An 18,597-nucleotide genomic window follows, 5' to 3' on the forward strand; every position below is an offset into this window, starting at 1 on the left:
TTTTATATTATTTTCCTTATTTAACTTTTGCACATTGGATAATCATGTGTTACTGATCATCAAAAAACTCGATGCGATTAGAGAAATCACCGAGTTTTTTGAACAACAACATAAATCTGCTATTCCTCCTTTTCTGGAATCACAATAACTGAAGCAGAGGCGTATTTCGGGCTGGCATTACTCGCTTCCCCGATTAGTGGACTAGTAATAACGATTTCCTTCTTAGTATCCGGTATGACATATGGAAAGGTTGCTTCAATGACTCCACCTATAGGAAACAGCTCGGTTTCATATACTACGTCCAGAAGAGAGGCTACGAACTGAAAATGGATAAGATCAACATTGCCAACGTTTTTAATCGTAATAGTGAAGAACACGATTTCACCAAGACTCACTATCGGTTTATTGACTGTTTCAGTAATCGTATAATCTGGTATAGCTAGAGATGTAACTGAAGCTGGTGCCTGTATATATGGGGTCTCATTAGAAAATGCCGTTGCAATATTTACGTATTCTGTATTACCTACCGAATCAAGAGGGATCTGAAATGGTCTTATAAACTCTCGACTTTCTCCAGGAACTAAACTTGAAATCGTTGTTCCAAAATCAGTTAAATTATCGAACACTCTTACATTGGTCAATGTATACTCTGAGGTATTTTCTACAGTGATTGTAAAGTAAACCCAACTTCCAGGATCTGCAACAGAGTGGTCGACGACATGAGCTAAACTTAATAAAAAGTATGGAAGTAACACTGTAACATTTGATTCACTCTGTACAGGATTCGTTTGGGGTGAAGTAACAGTAACCTGATTATGAATCATCGTACCTTGTGTTGTATTTTGTGGAACTACATAGGAAAAAGTGACCATTTGTTCTTCTCCTATTGCAAGTGCAGCAATTGTCTGTGTAGTTCCCGTTAATGAATCATGAATGATAATATTGCATGCCGTAGCATCTCCCATATTCGTAACCGTAACTGTATATATGATCGTACTTCCAGGTGTAGTGAAATTAGTGTTAGGTACTTTTGTCACTTGCAACACGGTACCTGTTAGCATGGTATATACAATTACTTCTGCTTCGGTACTTCTAGGGACGGTTTGATCGGAAGAACAAGTAAATCGATTATGAATGACCGTTCCATTCGGCAAATCTGGAATAGTATAAAGGATACTCCGAACGATCGTATCACCAACATTCAGCATGGATACCACTTCGCTAAACCCAATCTGTTCATCTTCAAGTAAAACATTTGTTTGTGGAACATTGCTTTGGTTTGTCACTGTCAAACTGTATATAACAATCTCACCTGGCATAACTATTGATGGCTCTACTGTTTTGAATATAAGTAGACCCTCACCAATGACTTCAACCGTTGCTTCTGCTTCAACAGTTCCTGCTTCCTGCGAGGTTACAAGTAAGAGATTTACGATCTGGGATCCAATGAGAGCATCATTAGGTACTTGATAAGATACTTTTATACTACGACTCTCACCTACTGCAAGTCCTGGAACGATTCTATCGATACCAAGAAGTTCATCCATGATGTGCAAGGAACTAAGCGGAACATTGCCTGGATTAGAAATGATTACATTGTAGCTGATTGTTTCTCCTGGCTCTGCTGTCAAGCGATCTGGAATTTTAGATACCCCTAAGGATGGTGTGGGTAATACTGTCACTTCCACACTAGAGTACGTAGGTTCTGTTTGCTCTGATAGGATGGTGGTGGTATTAATGTACATTTTTGGAGGGGTCTCAAGTGGTATCAAAAATGGAAAGTCGATCGTAATTGTTTCACCGATTGCAATCGTGCCAATAGTTTGATTCAAATCAAGCGTAGGGTCTGAAATTGTAACATTCGTTAATGTTACGTTACCTCGATTTGTTGCCACCATCGTGAAGATAATGGTTGTTCCCGGTCTTGCCTCAGTCTCATTCACAAGTTTTTCAAGCGAAAGAAGTGGCATCGATAGCACTTCTACAATAGCACCCACCTCAATCGGCGGAAGATGATCAACAACAGTTGTTGCTGTATTCACAATTGTAGAACCAGGAATGGCTGTGCTTGGAATGATATATGGAAAATCAGTTGAAACCGTTGCGCCTTGCGGCACCTGATCTATTGTTGTATCAATCCCCAGCAATTCATCAGTTACACGCACGTTAATCAAATCCACAATGCCATCATTCATGATCGTTAACGTGAAAAGGACAACCTCACCCGGATAGGCCTCCGTTTTATCTACGGTCTTTCTAAACAAAAGTGATGGCCCAATTGCGATCACGACGGTTGCAGTAGCCTGAAATGGATCAGCAAAAGTATTATTTGTTACCGTAACGGTATTCACAAAATCTCCTGAGGGAGTTCCTGCTGGAATGGTGAATGGGAATGAAGTTACGTATACTGCGTGGGGTTCTAACAAAGGAATGATATAATAAAATCCAAGCAGCGGATCCTCTACGATTGTATCAGTTAGAGGCAAAGTACCTGAATTTGTCACTTCGATAAAGTACATCATTTCCTCATTAGGAGATGCAGAGGAACGATCCGCAAATTTTGATAGACCAAGTGATGCAAGTGGAGTGCAGTGGCAGGCAACTATCGGAGTCTGAAAGTAAAGTGACTGTGGTGCAGCAGAATAATCGATAATTGGTTCTGCACTCTCCGTATGATTAGGTTCAATATAAGTAATGAAAGTTTGAGTATCTACATTGGTATGTAGGCTATCTCCGTTTGCTAATACATTCGTCTGCAAATCATAGGATATTGTTATCAATGTTTTGCTATCCTTCGTGAGTAGCCCAAGCGGAAGTATATTAAAATCTATAATGATCGTCCCATTGTTATCAACGTTGCTATCATCAACATCCGGCAATAGTGGTGCTTTCGGATATACAGTATAATCGGGATCTGTCGGGTCGATAATTGCTGGCTGATTCGGAGATTTCAGTAAAAGTCCATCACGAATCCCCCTAATCTTAATGGACCCAGGTAGGTAGGAAAATAATGAAGTATGGATCTGATCTTGAAGCACAACGCGGCAACCGGCAGATAATTCAAATAAATTCTGTACCAAGGCATTCAACAGTTCAGCAATTTGCGCATCTGGATCACTCGTATTTGCTTCTTTGAAATAAGCGGGCGCAGTTACGGTACTCTGTAATAACTCAATGACATTTTGTCTTGTATAAGGTCCTGGGGTTTGTGCGTCTATATTAATACCGAGCGCATAAAGTGACGCATTTCCGTCTTCAGGATCTTTGAGTTGTGTAGAAATATCCAGAAGTCGTTGCGAAGCTAAAATAATCTCATCGAATGTCGAAGAACGATTTGATATTTCTCCTACTAGAGTAGGAAGCGTTTGTTCGAGATAAACAAAATACTTCCAAGGGTCACCAGGTATGTCTGAAAAAAAATCTGCATCCGTATCACCGAGTGCCGCCAAAGCATCTGGATTTTGCGGATTAATTGATCGATTCGACTGACCATCAGTAATAAGAAGTACAGCACGTCTTAACATATCATCAGATTGAGCAAAACCTGAAGTAGTAAAAAGTTGATATGCTGCCTGAATCCCCGCCTCCGTATTTGTATCTTCCGCATATGGAATAGCCCAGACAAGGTTCTCCAGAATGGAGTTACCTGTATATCCAGTATCGTTCATACTGTAGGATAATTCCGCCGGTGTGAGTGGAATACCCGCTGCAACGGAGTTGATTTGATTATTGGTGTAGGACGTGTTTGTAGAGTCATAAATATTAGCAATATAGTTAGCCAATACCGTGTCAGGGAGTGGATTTCCTGCGTTGTCATAAATATCGCTATATCGAATTTTGTAGTAGTTATAATAATTGTATAAACTAAGCTCTACGCTTGCTGCTAAAGGAGCTGTTAAGGCTTCAAATGTCGTTAGTGAGGTAGCGTTCACGAAAGATTGATTACGGTATCCGAGAATTTGACCAATATAATTGCCAGGCAACGACGAACTACGTCTCCATGTGAATAAAGTGCCTGGATAGTCGTAAGAGAAGCCGGGGACTGGGCCTGGGTTTGGATGAAATACAGCTCTCCCATACGGGACGATTGTGACCGTAGTAGCTCTGTTTACTGCCCACATCTGGTCTATTGTTGAAATAATTGCTCTTTTTGCTTGGGCGAATTTTGTACTACCACTTGTCATCATACTCGCCGTCACATCTAATACAAAAACCACATCTAGTGGATGGGAAGGGAAATATTGAAAGTTTGCAGCTTTTGCGTAGATGTCGAGCGTGACCCTTTGTTTGCAATCACATTCCTCAGACGAAATGAGCTCTGCTCCTTTGGAGATACGAAGCAGGTCGGTAAAAGAAACAATCCCCCCTGCTCCTTGGTTCTGAGCAGCGTCAAATAAATTGGAAGTACCCGAGCTCATCCAATATGCTGCTAATGACATATCGTCAGTTGGACGTATATTATCCATATATAGAACTCCTCTCTCTGGATGCGTCATAAGAAGCTTATGCGCATCAGTGGAAGCCTATGAAGAAAAACTGCTTCGAATCGCTCCTTACGAATTGAAGTGGTCAGTGTACGGAGAAGAAAGCGAAATGATTTTCAAGTCTTTTTTCCTAGAAAACTTACTTGGAGAATAGCTGCTTATTCCCTTAAACCTTCAACTAAAATAAAATTCATCTCCATACCCAACACGATAACAAAAAGACCGCGTTTTACGCGGTCTGATCATCAGCTATCATATTCAATTTGATATTCACAGCGGAATGCTTACTTCAAAGCGATAAATAAATCAATCTCATTGTCTGGACTTTCCCGCTTATATCTTTCATATCTCAGCAAAAAAACACAATATCTAAGTGGATAAAAAGTTAGTTCGAAGGATCTGTATGAATATCCTGATCTGCTTCTCTTGTTACCCATTTTGTAAATGTTACTTCTAATCCAGATCTCGTTGGGGAACAGACAAAAGGACCTGCTTGGAGCTCTGACGCTACAAATCGGGCGACTCTTATCGTTCTCCATTCTCCCTCTTCAATGCGGGCTCTAATAATTACAGCATCTTCGATGCAGGAAGCACGAATGGTAACTTCTTTATTTATCCCTTCAGGTACTGGAGAAAGTGACCAATCTGAAAATTCATTCGTCACTACCACAGCAAGACAAGGAATTCCGTCGTTGATTTCAATTCCGGCTTTTACCCATTGTTTTGAATGATGCCAAATCATTAACCCTGCTTGATCATAAAGTTCTGTAAAAGAGTCTAGCTTAAAACTAACCTCAACTGCACGTTCTTTGTCCCACGGTGCAAGCAATGAATGTCCACTATCACGTTCAAAACCATAAAGCGTTTTTACCCAGTAGTCACTGCCTTCTTCGGCCATAACGATAAGATTCTTATCTGCATATTCATAAGCTTTTGGCTCATTTGACCAAATGCCTTCACTCCATAATACGACCTTATCTTTCATCAACGGATTCCCCTTTACTATAAAATGGATTACTCAATAATTTATCTATAATCACTATTTCCTCAGGTACTTCATTCCTGGACACCAGGTTTTTGCAATTTATCTATACATTATTTATTTTAGCACGGATGGCGAAATTCTTGCGATTACGAGATTTTCTTTCTTTTAAAGATTCTCGATTTCATACAAAAAAAGCCGCGGAGTACGCGGCTTAATCTATTTATAATATACATTCTTTTGTACTTACTTTATCCTCTACCCAAGCGAATTTTTCTGTAACTTGGGAAGTAAGGCATAGGCAAAGGTGATCAGTGGGCTTAACCACAAAAAGGTTGCATAGGGAGCATATTCTATTACAGGAACACCCAGTGTAGCCGCAAAGAAGGCACCGCTGACACCCCATGGAATAAGCGGATTAACTAGCGTCCCGCAATCTTCGAGTGTCCTAGAGAGCGTTTTTGCAGGAATACCTCTGCGCGTATATTCATCCTTGAACATCTGACCAGGTAAAAGAATAGATAGATACTGCTCACCGGTCATCCCGTTTACTGCAATGGACGAGGCACCGGTCATAAGTACGATGTTGCTCTTACGTTTCAGTGGTTGAATCAATCTGCGGAAGAAGGCTTCAATTACGCCGCAATGCTGCAATAATCCTCCGAGAGATAATGCAATTAATATAAGGGATACAGACCACATCATAGACTGCAATCCACCTCGGTTGACGATAGAGGCGACGGTTTCGTTCGTAATCGTGCTGGTGTATCCACTTTGCATTACACTGAACCAAACATCGATTGCCGTTTGCTGCTGGATCAAGGCGGTCACTAGTAAACCAGTGGCAATACCAACGATGAGTGTTGGCAGGATCGGAATCCGCTTAACAGAACATGCAATAACTGCGATCGGCGATAGTAACGTAAGCAAGTGAATATGGAATCCATCTTGCAAAGCAAGTTTAATTTCTTGTATCGATGATAAATCGATGGTACCTGTCATTGGCATGAAAAAGAAAAAGACCGTGGTTATGATTAATGCCGGTACTGTTGTGTACATCATATTTCCAATATGAGTGAAAATCGATATACCAGCTACTGCTGGAGCGAAATTCGTTGTATCTGAAAGAGGTGACATTTTATCACCAAAACATGCACCGCATACGATCGCTCCAGCAGCCAAAGTTGGGGAAATCCCCGTGGTTAAAGCGATCCCCATTAAAGCAACGCCGACCGTACTGACTGTTGTAAAAGAGCTTCCCGTGAAAATGGATACAATAATCGTGACATATAACGCACTTACTGCAAAAAATTGCGGTTTAATATAATCCATACCATAGTACAAAATCGTTGGCACTGTACCGCTCATCATCCATACAGCGATCAGAATACCAATGAGTGAAAGAATAAGAATCGGCATAATGGCCGTTTGAATTCCTTGAAGCATGGCTGACTCGAGTTTCTTCCAAGAAACTCCGAATAAACGTAACAAAGTGGCTGTGCCAACAGTAGTTACGAGAAGCGGGATGTGTGGTTCCGCTTTTAGTAGAAAGATTGATACAAACAGAAGTGCCAAAATAAAAACGATAAGAATAATACTTTTTGAAAAACTAAGCTGTCGTTCCATGATGATAAGGCTCCTTAAACATTGTTGTGGTTATGATTTCCATATCCCTTTTCACTTTTTTAATATTTGTAAACATAAGACTAACACTTCTTTACTTTTAAGCTTTTTGGCTTTTGTGCATTGAAGTACAGACGTACTATAAACGATAAGTAGGTACGGAGTCAATGTAATAAACATACAATGTAGTATTTTTAAGTAAATAGACAAATTTAGATTATCTTAGATGCCCTGTTCGTGAATTAATAAGAAGGAGTTTCGTTGTTGTAACGATCAAGAGCTTGTTGATGAATTTCAATTGCTCGTCCAATATGAATTGACTCTAGCTGCTCGATATAAGTATCAAACGTATCTATAGATTCAATGCCAAGGATCATTTTAAGTGAAGCCTCATCGACCAGTTTGTTTACTTCCTGCATAATCGCAGATAATTCGGCATTTTCTCGCTCCGTCTTTGGGGCAGAAGGAAGATTGTATAATGCAGCATCGGTATCTGCCCATATTTGAATTGCTTCTTGCTGCTCTGGAAGCGCATAGTACTGATCCAAATAACGTGTATCCTGCACAAAGGGACCGTAGTAACTCGCCCGGGTATACATGGCAAGTGCTTGAGCGGGAGATAATTTATCTGGATTATTCAATATGAGGTCAGTGTATGCCGGATAACCGTTCTTCATCTCATAACTTAGCCCTTCTTTACCAAAGTTAAACAACAAATGGCCTTCTTCTCCGTATCCAAAATCAAGCATTCGCACTGCTTCTTCCACATGGGCGCTCGAAGTAGAAATCGCCACACTATTTGAACCCACAGCCGTAACTTTTTGGCCAAACTTAGGACGCTCTCCCTTTAGAAGTACAGGATAAGGTGCCGCAACTAATTCGGCTGCTGGATCTTTTTCTTTTAAAATACGGAGCCACGTTCCAATTCCAGATCCCGCATTCCATATACTTGCACCGCTTCGCCCCATGATCATGTTCATACCCTGAGTTTCCATATCGGTCGCTGAAAAATGCATGTCGATGAGTCCTTCTGCATACCAATCGCGAAATAAGGATAGAAAATCCTTATATTCGGGTTCACTCGGACCAAATTTCACCAGCCCATCTTCCTGATAAAATCCCTTTTTAATGCCAAATGCCCCAATAAATGCACCACCTTCAATCCCAAATAATAGATTCGGCACACCGAGAAAAGTAAGTGGGGCATTTATCCCTTTCTTTTCCTTGAAAGCAGTTAGCACCGTATGCCATTCACTAATTGTGCTCGGTACGGATAGACCAAGTTCGTCAAGCCAATCTTTACGGATGATGGGTCCTTGATAGGTCCGTAACTTGTCTTCAATTTGTATGAATGGAAATGCGTAGTAGCTTCCGTCAGCGGTACGAATCTGTTTATCAATCTCTGGATTATTCGCAAGAAACTTTTTAAAATTGGGAGCATATTGATCAATAGGGTCATTTAATCTGAGAATATAACCATCATTAATCGCCTTTTCCGGACCTCCGGGATAATTGATCCATTCATATTCGATAAGATCTGGCAAATTATCTGACATCAGAAGCACATTCAATGCTTCTTTCGCTTGATTCACAGGCGGATTAATAAATTCCAGTTTTACTCCTGTCTTCTGCTGCCATTCCTGAAAAAAAGGGACTTCTGCCAAATTCGATTTTATGCTCCCTACATTAGCGTTCAGTTCTGCCCAGTAGGTAAGCTTCCTATCATCTGGAGAAGAGAATTGCTTGTCAGAAGTATAAGCAACATCCGAAAGCATCGTGCTTCCCTTATTTCCTTCTTCTTCTGGAGTACAAGACGAACTTATGAAGAGAGCAAACATGACAAGTGCAAAGTAAATAGCTCTATTCCCTTTTCTCCCCATTCATGAACCCCCTCTTTTAATAGAGCTCTTTGTACCTCCCGGGTGTGATCCCCTCGTATTTCTTAAATACTCTAATGAAAGTAGCTGCATCATTATAGCCTACGACTTTCGATATTTCGTTAATCGAATCCTGCTTCGCAGTCATCATCTGCTTGGCTTGTTCAATACGATACTTATGAATGCAGTCTAGTATCCCTTCACCGGTCTGTGTTCTAAACAATTTTGATAAATAACTCCCCTTCAAATCGAAATATTCTCCGATCGCATTCACATTTAAATTCACGTCGTGATAATTTTCTTCAATATACTCTGTTACCTGTGCTGTTAAGCGAAGAAGATTATCCTCCCTCACTTGGGATACATTGGAGGATCTTCGATTCCCTGCAAATAAGCACACCTCTTCAAGCAAAGATTGAAGCGCATGCTGCATTTCCTGAAGTGTGTCGCATTCGGTTATGTGCTCGATCCATAGGACATGTTTCTCAATTACACTCGGGTCGCCTTCTCCAATCTCATTAATCGTTTTTATCATCGTTCCTACCAGATTAAAGATCAGGCAGCGAGCAATCGTTAATGACATCACTGGTTTATTAAAATTCCGGTCCATGATTTCATTTATATATGTGGTGGCTTGCTGAACATCTCCTGTTTTCACGAAATTAATCAACTGTTGTTCTACCTGAAGCGGGTAGTAATATCCGTAGTGATCCTCAGCTGAACAGCTTTTTCGAATATCCTCATGTTTAATAATGCCTTGCTTGCCAAGTACCATCTTATATTCCATTGCATCCACAGCCTCTTGATATGCCTCAGCTATGCCAATCCACGAGGTATGCATTCCGCTAATTGATATGGTCAGTTCCATGTCATACCTAGCTAAGAAAGCTTTCGCTTCTGTAGATATGGTATAGAGTTCTGTAATCGATCTAGATGAATCCGTAGATGAATCCGCTTTCAAATTAACCAAGCAAGCCATCATATCATCGACTTCTGCCACGTAACCACCGTGATGATGCTGTAAGACGAGCTCTTCTACGACATTCGAGATAATAAGTTGAGTTAGTTTTCTTCGTTCATTGATATCGATTCCCGGTAGCTTCTCGTAGAGATTGTCCTCATTTTCAATAGCAAACAAAATAACAGCAAAATCATCTGAATACAGTTTCATTTGAAAGGAGCGAAAGGCTTCTTCGTACGGAATAAGAGTATCTGGTCTTCCCTTGAACAGCCGATTCATCATATTTGATCTGAGCACTTGCTCATGTTTTTGAAGCTGCATTGCAATTTCATAATTCTTGCTTCTTGTATTTAATACTTCATTTTGTATAAATTTCAGTTCATTCCACTCTGTTCGTTCCCCTTGTCTGTTTTTATCTGTCAAAGAGTGGACGAGCTGTTGAATCGGCGAATAATTTCTCCGCATAAAAAACCAAGTGATAATCATAGCACTCACCAAACTTACGACTATACTGATATAGGTAAAATTGCGTACATACACTGCCTTTTCCCAATAAATTCGGCTTGGAATGATTAGTGCATATTTTAATTCAGATACAGCCGAAGTAATATAAAAAATTTCTGACTCCCCCGAACGTAATGAGGACAGTTCTACTTGATCCCCATTCATAAAAGGTTGAAGTTCAGGAGCATCAGAATGACTCGACATCAGGATTTCATTATCCTGGTTTAAGATGAGGAGCAGACCTTCATTAAAATCGGAAATGCTCTTTAGCGGTTCATAGAATCGGTCCATATCTGCCATAACAACAACAGAACCCGTTTCTTCTCCGTTTAAATCTTTCGGCAGATGTGTGATATAAGCAATTGAAGCCTGTATCGTTGTATTATTAAGATGAGGTATGACTGCAAATCGGTTTGTGCTAAATCCTTGAACAGACTCTTTCCAGCTTTCGTATGATATCGAACCTGTATTATGAATCGTTTGAAATGCGGTCTCCATATCCTGAATGTTTCCGGAACGAAGAACAGAAGAATCTTTGTTTCGTAGCACATAAAATTCGTCAATAGAAGCATAGGAGGTTTTGTAGAGACGCAGATCTTTAACCAATTGATAGGCAGTAAAGGTAGATTCTTCAGACGATACATTCGAGTACATCAATCCCTGAAGATTTGAATTCCAAGTCATTTCCATGTTCAGCCGCTTCATTAAATCGATTTGATTATCGATGGTATACCTCATTTGTTTCAACAAGGAGTCATTCGCTCGATCAATTTCACCTTTAAGGGCATGATTGGCTTGCGAATAGATGACCAAGCTGATCACAATCGGTATAAATAGAATTGCTGTGTAAGAAACAAGCCAGGTGACAATGATACTTTCTCGCTTTTGCCACAAATATCGAATGTTCCACAATAGTCCATCACCCTATAATTAGTTTTTTTTACCAATTGATTGTTGTGAATTACATTATAACGAAAATTTCAGTAGATGCGGTATATTCAAAATAATAAATTCAATAGACAAAACCTTCAATTGGATGCGTACTTTTCCGTACTCCACAACACAAATAGCCCGAACGACAGTATTTTCCTGTCATTCGGGCATTCACCCATAATCTTTTATTTAAAGGCTATGTTAATTCACAATGTTGATTTTCTGCCAAAAATATAACCGCCCTGTAAAGGGCGGTTCATTAAGCTATCGTATCCCGTTAGTTCTAAGAATGCCTAATCGTCAAGGCAATGGTCCATCTCCTCAAGCTCTTCGGAAAGTAGGATCAAGGTTTTAACCTTTTGTTCTTCCGTTTGCTGATCGTAGACAAGTTGCTCAATAAACTCCCAAATATCTTCCAACTTCCGTCTGCCCTGATAAAACTTGAGTGCATTGCGTTGAATAGAAAAATTGATATGAGTTTGTTCATATATCTTTACAATTTTACTGTAGTCTGAACGATCCACCAAGGACATGAAATCTGCTTCGATTGGGGACAGGCGAAGCCCCTCCCAATCAATCAGGTACAGACGTCCACACGAGTCAATGAGATTCCAGTTGTGCAGATCCGTATGGCATAGTACCATACGTAGATCATTGCCTCTTAGTTCTTGCGCAAGTGATTCAACGGTATTGGACAACTGTTTTAAGTGTACCAGATAAGGACTTATGGTACTCCTTATGGAAGTTGGCAACGTGTTCCACCCTTCACCCCAAATATAGCTAAGGTGTGGCAAGAATGGAATAGAAAAATCCTCACGGATTGCGTCAGTTGGAACAGGAATTTCCTCTCCATAAGAGTGTAGCTCCGCTAATATGACTGCAAGTTCTTCTACTTGTTCCTCACTCAGCGTACTTTTACCAACGGTTGTCCCATCAATATATCGATAAAGTAGATAAATTGCATGATCATCTTCACATGTAAACGCCCCTTGTTTTGTAAATAACAGTTCTGGTATTCTGCCTTGCAATCCGCTATTTTGTGCGAGCCAATTCAATATTGGCATGTACTGATTAATAAGAGCCGTCCATTTAGCCGTAGATCTTCTACTTTTTTCATAGACCTTCAAGAAAAAGCATTCGTTCTCCGCTACAATTTTGTAGGCTAGCGCAGCCCATCCGCCTTGCTGCTGCGAGATTGTAAATGGCTCAATCTCATAGTATTCGTACAGTATTTTTTTTATCCCGTTCATTCTGGAAAACCTCCCCTTAAGAGAACGAGATACCGCCAAACACATATATTCTATACCATGGCTGAATTAAATTAAACTGCCCGTTAGTTCAACAGTAAGCCATCCGTCGAAGTCTTGCGTTCGTACCCTTCACAGTAAACAGGCATGAAGACACCAGCATGTTTTTCTTATTCGACGTTGTGTTCTCATACTCCTTGCTGTAGATATAGCGGAACCACGCGAGGTAGTGCTCCAAATACTTGACGTTCTGGATATGGCAAACGCCTTTCACGCGCTGTTTCCCATCAGACTTGAAGCGTTAATGCGCCAATCCCTTTTGATTGGCATAGGTACTGAACGCACGCCAGAAATCCGTACAAAGCACGTTCGAGTTCGAAAGGTGAGAGCCGATTGCTTCATCCAGCTTCGTTGTTCGGATGCGACCACGCCCAAGAACGCTTGAGAAAGTCATCTTCTGACGGTCTCGGGCGACCAGTACACAGACTTGGTCGTTGCTGATGCCACGATGCTTCGCCTTACCGCCGCGTTTACGCGGCTTGCGCTCGCTAATGTTCCGTCTGCCCTTTTCTGAGTACAGGAAGTAGGTTTCGTCCATTTCGACTATTCCTTGGAATGATTCGGTCGGAACCTGTTTAAGCGCAGCGAGAATCTTATGGCGCCAGTAAAACAGGGTCACAAACGAAACCTCTTCATACATCAGTTCGGCGCATTTACGCAGTGAAAATCCTTCAATCCACAGGTGAGGTCGCCGCGTCCGCTGAAGAGGAGTATTCGTAAGATCATTGAACGTGTGAAGGCAAGACTTGCAACGGTAACTGTGTACTTCCCGAAACGCACGACGGCACGGCTATGGCAATGCGGGCAAACCAGACCGTCTTTATGTTTCTGCTATTGAATTTCATCAATCACTCAGGTAGGGCTGCTGCAACTTTGGTTTCTGACTGCAAGAAGCGGATAAGTTGCTGCTTATCCCGATTGTCCAAACCCTTAGCAAGTTCAATCAGTTCTTTCAAATCCAAAGGGCATCAGCTCCAACAAATGATTACCCTTATTAAAGAACGAATGTTCGTAAACTTCAAATATCAACATTGAAGATTAACATAGCCTATTAAAAAATACGATGTTTCCATCCATTCAGTTTAGCTATCGCCTCAACAAAATAGTAGTCTCCATAAATCAGAGAAACATTTACGTTTTTGTCAGCAGGTTTGTGTCCTGTACCTTGTATTAACATCCCCTCATGGGATGAATCATTCCATGTACCATAATTTTCGTACAATGAATCCAAAATACGTTTTGCAGCTGCTAGGTAGTACCTACCTTCTTTTTCCTCTAGTAAACTTGCGAGGTCAAGTAATCCTGAAGCAGCACAAGCGCCAGCTGAACTGTCTCGCGGGATTTGTCCCCCCTCAAGATCAGCCCGGAAATCCCAATGAGGAACAGAGTCCTCAGGAAGATGTGCAATGAAGAAATTAGCTACTCGCTGAGCTGCCTTTAAATATTTACTATCTCCGGTATAAGTATATGCATTGGTCATTCCATATAGAGCCCACGCTGCTCCCCTGCTCCAGGCGGAATCTTCAGCATCTCCTTGTCCACCAAGCGCGTCTACTCTTGCCCCTGTTTCAGGATCAAACCTAACAATATGATACGTTGAACCATCTTCTCGAATAAAATGCTCTATTACAGTATCCGCATGTGCTTTGGCAATATGGTGATACCTTGGATCTTTACTTACTTTGGAAGCCCAAAACAATATGGACAAATTCATCGCTGTATCTACAATGGACCATCCGATCTTCTCTTCTCCCCAAGCCCGAAGAAACTTTCCTTGCAGATTAAACCGACCTGCCAAAAAATTAGCTGCGAATAATCCGCGTCTAGACGCTTCTGTATCCCCAGTTAACGTGTGTTTGATAACAGCGGTCGGAAGAAATTGAAAACCAACATCATGAGAAAAACGATTCTCTTGAATAAATAATTGTTCCATTCTTTCATCCCAAGGCCAAGCCGCCTCTTTATAGCGTTTCTCACCTGTCATATCGTACATAATCCACAAAATGCCCGGCCAAAAACCTGATGTCCACGCATCCAGTCTCAAATCATCATAAATCCCGTCATCACCTGCAACATGAGGAGACTTACTCCCAATATTCAGCATCATTGTATCTACTTTTTTGCAAATTTGTTCCCACACGGCTTGATCCGCTCCTATTTGCAACTGAGCCATACGTAACATCCTCCTTAGAATATCAAATTAGCCTTTCAAAGAACCTACCATGACGCCTTTCACAAAAAATCGTTGAACAAATGGATACACGCATAAGATAGGTACCGTTGCTACCATGATGGTTGCGTATTTAATGGTTTCCCCGATCTGAAAGCGATCTCCAGCCGAAGCCCCTGTAGACATACTTTCCGTAGAATTCGAAATAAGAATTTCCCGAAGCACGAGTTGCAGAGGGAAAAGCTCCCGGGTTTTGATAAATACAGAGGCGTAGAACCAACCATTCCATTTATCTACTGCGTAATACAAAATCATGACTGCAATAACAGGCATAGATAACGGGATGATAATACGGAACAAAATCGTGAAATGATTCGCCCCGTCAATTTTAGCTGACTCTTCCAAGCTATCTGGAATCCCCATAAATGCAGTACGCATAATGATCAAGTTAAAGGTGCTGATACTGAAAGGAATAATGGTGGACCATAAAGAGTCCAGAAGCCCTACTCCTTTTACTACGAGGTATAACGGTATTAAACCTCCGCTGAAAAACATCGTAAAGATGATAAGAAACATAAACACCTTGTTCCACATCACATTTTTACGAGACAACACGTAAGCCCCAAGCGAAGTCATAAACAGATTGACGATTACACCCACAACGACAATAAATAACGTATTTCGGAAACCAAGTGCAATTCCGGGATTCGCAAGTACGCTTTTATAAGCATCCAAGCTAAACCCGAGCGGCCGCCAAAGGATACCCTTATTTGCGAGCAACTTGGCAGCATCACTAAAGGATGCAAATAGCACATAGAGCAGAGGGTAGAGCGTTGCAATAACGAGCAAGATCAGGATGGTGTAATTGACAATATCGAATATTCGATCGAACCCACTTGTTTCTCTTTTCATGCATTTCACCTCACCATAAGCTGTTATTACTCACCCTCCGGCTGATGTAGTTTGCAGTAATCAGTAGGATGAGATTAATGACGGAGTTGAACAAACCAACTGCAGAACTGTAGCTCCAGCCAAATTCAAGCAACCCTTTTCTGTAGACAAAAGAAGAAATCACGTCCGCTGTTTCATAGGTAACTGGGTTGTACAAGAGAATGATTTTCTCAAACCCAACATTCAGGAGATTCCCCATTCTCAGAATGAGCATGATGGTGATCGTCGGAAGTATACCGGGTAGCGTGATATAAATCATTTGTTTCAGCCGGTTAGCCCCATCCATTCGGGCTGCTTCATATTGCTCCTGATCAATACTCGTCAGGGCTGCAATATATATGATGGACTCCCAGCCGATACGCTGCCAAATCTCGGATAAAATATAAATGGGACGAAAAAGATCCGACCTTTGTAACATCGCCTGGCCATCATAACCAATTAACATAAACAGCCGATTAATAAGTCCATCCGCATTCGTGAAATCTGTAATAATACCACAGATGACGACGAGAGAAATAAAGTAAGGCATGTACGTAATCGTTTGAACGATACGCTTAAACCTCTGGCGTCTAACCTCATTAATTAATAGTGCTAACAGAATCGGCATTGGAAATTCAAAGAGCAAGGAATATAAGCTGATCAATATGGTGTTTTTTAATATTCTCAAAAAATAATAGCTATTAAAAAAATCGTAGAAGTGCTTTAAACCTACCCAATCACTACCAACGATGCCTTTCATGGGGGAATAATCTTTAAATGCGATGACTGCCCCGTACATGGGTGTATAGTGGAAAATGAGATAATATGCGATGACCGGAAGCATCATAAGGTAGAGGTATTTATTCATCATGAAGTCCCGGATGAACCGGCTCTTAAAAGTTCGGGAAGTATCCATGGGTATGTTGTTCACCTCATTTTCAAAGATAAGGAGGGTTTCCCCTCCCCATTCATTACCTGTTGTTGTAACGTTCTAAAGCCGCGGTTTGAATTTCAATGGCTCGGTCCAAATTCAGCTGCTTCATTTTTTGTACATAACTTTCATATTGATCAATAGGATCGTTACCCAAAATAATTTTAATGGTCATTTCGTCAACAAGTGTATTGATATCGTTCATTATTGTGGCATACTCAGAGCTTTCCTCTGGTGTTGGGGTAATCGGTGGCAGGTTGTACTTGGCAGAATCGGTGTTTTGCCAGATTTCTACGGCTTCACGTTGCGATTCTAGTGCGAAAAACTGTTCTGCATATCGCTTGTCTTGTACGAATGGACCGTTATAGCTGCTTCTTGCATACAAGGCAATTCCTTGAGCTGGTGCTAGTTTATCTGGATTTTTCATAAGCAGATCCGTAAATTTTGGATAACCGTCGCTTTCGAGATTATAGCTAACCCCTTCTTGACCAAAGTTAAAGAACATATGGCCTTCCTCGCTATATCCGTAGTCCAGCATCTTTACCGCAAGCTCCGGATTTTTGGCCATTGATGTAATCGCCACGGTTCCCTCTGAGGAATAGGCTTGATTTCTCTGTCCAAATTTTGGCTTGTCCCCTTTGTTTAATACAGGATAAGGTGTTCCAACAAGTACAGCATCCGGATCGTTCGACTCTACGAGTGGCTGCCACTTCCCAATCCCTGACCCTGAATTACCAACCGATGCTCCTGTTGCACCAGATGCGATATTGCCATCAACGGCTTTCGTATCTGTAGTTGCGATGTTTTTATCGATCAGCCCTTCTTTATACCAGTCATGGAACAAACTCAGATACTCTTTAAATCCAGCCTCTGCTGGTCCAAATTTCACCTGTCCGTCTTCCTGGTAGAATCCTCTGGTGACACCAAACGCCCCAAGAAAGGCACCATTGCCTGAATCATTAAAAAACCTTGGCTTACTAACAACGGAAAAGGGAGCGGATGCCCCTTTCTTTTCTTTAAATGCTCTGAGTGTCGTCGTCCACTCATCAATTGTTTCTGGTACAGGAAGTCCCAGCTCATCCAGCCAATCCTTACGGATAATTGGACCTTGGTACACCTTCAAATACTCATCTCCTCTAATAAAAGGGAAGGTATAATAGCTTCCGCTATCTGTCTTGACCATCTTGTCTACATCGGGATTTTCCTGCAAATACTTCTTCAGATTCGGAGCATATTTATTGATTAAATCATTTAGTTTAATGATATAACCGTCACTTATAGCCTTCTCAGGACCACCCGGGAAATCTAGAAAGTTGTATTCGATCATATCGGGCAGATCTCCAGAGGCAAGCATAACGTTTAATGATTCTTTAGCTTGTCCAGTTGGTGGTGCTGTAAAAGTAAGCGGCACGCCTGTCACCTTTTGCCACTCCTGAAAGAATGGAACTTCCGCATGTGAAGCTTTTACACCAACTAGGTTTCCCGTAATTTCAGCCCAATAGGTGAGGGTTTCATCCGTTTTAATAGGATATGTTGTAACTTCAGCTACTACGTCCGTTTCTCCGGTGTTTTCGTCTTTTGGGCTCTCTGCACTTCCTCCGTTTCCGGTACAGCCGACTAACAGTGTACCCACCATTAACATGCTGAGCATGGAAGTTAACCATCGTCTCATTTGCCTACCCCCGCTTATTTAGGATTACGTTGCTATACTCACAGGTTAAGGGCTAGCAGCTTAGCAAGATATGTGCAAAAACTAAAATGGGATGTTTATTTATTTGAAATGCCACTGACAAATTCTATAAAGCAATAGGCAATAATCAAAAACTCACTAAAAAATCACCTTCCTGAAATCGTTTGGAAAGATATATTTTCGTATTTAATTCTCATCCTAACTT

At 41.1% G+C, this 18,597-nt stretch carries 10 protein-coding genes and 1 pseudogene; all 11 read right to left on the bottom strand.

The genetic code is table 11. The features are described from left to right. Positions 1-119: 119 nt before the first annotated feature. The 11 genes and pseudogenes from KFT32_RS02725 to KFT32_RS02775 all read right to left on the bottom strand — a co-directional run bounded on the left by KFT32_RS02725 (position 120) and on the right by KFT32_RS02775 (position 18,374). Positions 120-4,466, bottom strand: a complete 4,347-nt coding sequence (locus tag KFT32_RS02725) for a DUF7507 domain-containing protein (RefSeq protein ID WP_211745600.1) — start codon at positions 4,464-4,466, stop codon at positions 120-122. A gap of 403 nt (positions 4,467-4,869) precedes the next feature. Further along, positions 4,870-5,469 carry a DUF1349 domain-containing protein gene (locus KFT32_RS02730; RefSeq protein ID WP_211745601.1) on the bottom strand — a complete coding sequence of 200 codons (600 nt, stop codon included), beginning with the start codon at positions 5,467-5,469 and terminating at the stop codon, positions 4,870-4,872. A gap of 255 nt (positions 5,470-5,724) precedes the next feature. Continuing rightward, positions 5,725-7,092, bottom strand: coding sequence for a Na+/H+ antiporter NhaC (gene nhaC / locus KFT32_RS02735; protein ID WP_211745602.1), 1,368 nt, complete (start codon positions 7,090-7,092; stop codon positions 5,725-5,727). Between the two features lie 239 nt (positions 7,093-7,331). Next, complete coding sequence (locus tag KFT32_RS02740; protein ID WP_249435630.1) at positions 7,332-8,969, bottom strand: extracellular solute-binding protein; 1,638 nt, start codon at positions 8,967-8,969, stop codon at positions 7,332-7,334. A gap of 16 nt (positions 8,970-8,985) precedes the next feature. Then, a complete protein-coding gene (locus tag KFT32_RS02745) occupies positions 8,986-11,343 on the bottom strand; it encodes a helix-turn-helix domain-containing protein (RefSeq protein ID WP_211745603.1) in 2,358 nt (785 codons plus the stop codon). 314 nt (positions 11,344-11,657) lie between these two features. After that, on the bottom strand, positions 11,658-12,614 hold the full coding sequence (locus KFT32_RS02750; protein ID WP_211745604.1) for an aminoglycoside phosphotransferase family protein: 957 nt from the start codon (positions 12,612-12,614) through the stop codon (positions 11,658-11,660). 88 nt (positions 12,615-12,702) lie between these two features. Continuing rightward, positions 12,703-13,499: pseudogene (locus KFT32_RS02755) on the bottom strand (IS1595 family transposase); the annotation flags it as partial. A 223-nt stretch (positions 13,500-13,722) separates the two neighbouring features. After that, entirely contained in the window at positions 13,723-14,853 is a 1,131-nt protein-coding gene (locus tag KFT32_RS02760; protein WP_481856294.1) for a glycoside hydrolase family 88 protein, read from the bottom strand. 18 nt (positions 14,854-14,871) lie between these two features. Further along, positions 14,872-15,753 (bottom strand): carbohydrate ABC transporter permease, encoded by an 882-nt coding sequence (locus KFT32_RS02765; RefSeq protein ID WP_211745606.1) that lies wholly within the window; start codon positions 15,751-15,753, stop codon positions 14,872-14,874. A gap of 10 nt (positions 15,754-15,763) precedes the next feature. Next, the gene (locus KFT32_RS02770; protein ID WP_211745607.1) at positions 15,764-16,687 is read right to left on the bottom strand and encodes an ABC transporter permease; all 924 of its coding nucleotides are present in this window, start codon (positions 16,685-16,687) and stop codon (positions 15,764-15,766) included. Positions 16,688-16,742: 55 nt separating this feature from the next. Continuing rightward, a complete protein-coding gene (locus tag KFT32_RS02775) occupies positions 16,743-18,374 on the bottom strand; it encodes a type 2 periplasmic-binding domain-containing protein (RefSeq protein ID WP_211745608.1) in 1,632 nt (543 codons plus the stop codon). Positions 18,375-18,597: the final 223 nt, after the last annotated feature.

Source organism: Paenibacillus sp. Marseille-Q4541, from assembly GCF_018310695.1.
Lineage (GTDB): Bacteria > Bacillota > Bacilli > Paenibacillales > Paenibacillaceae > Paenibacillus.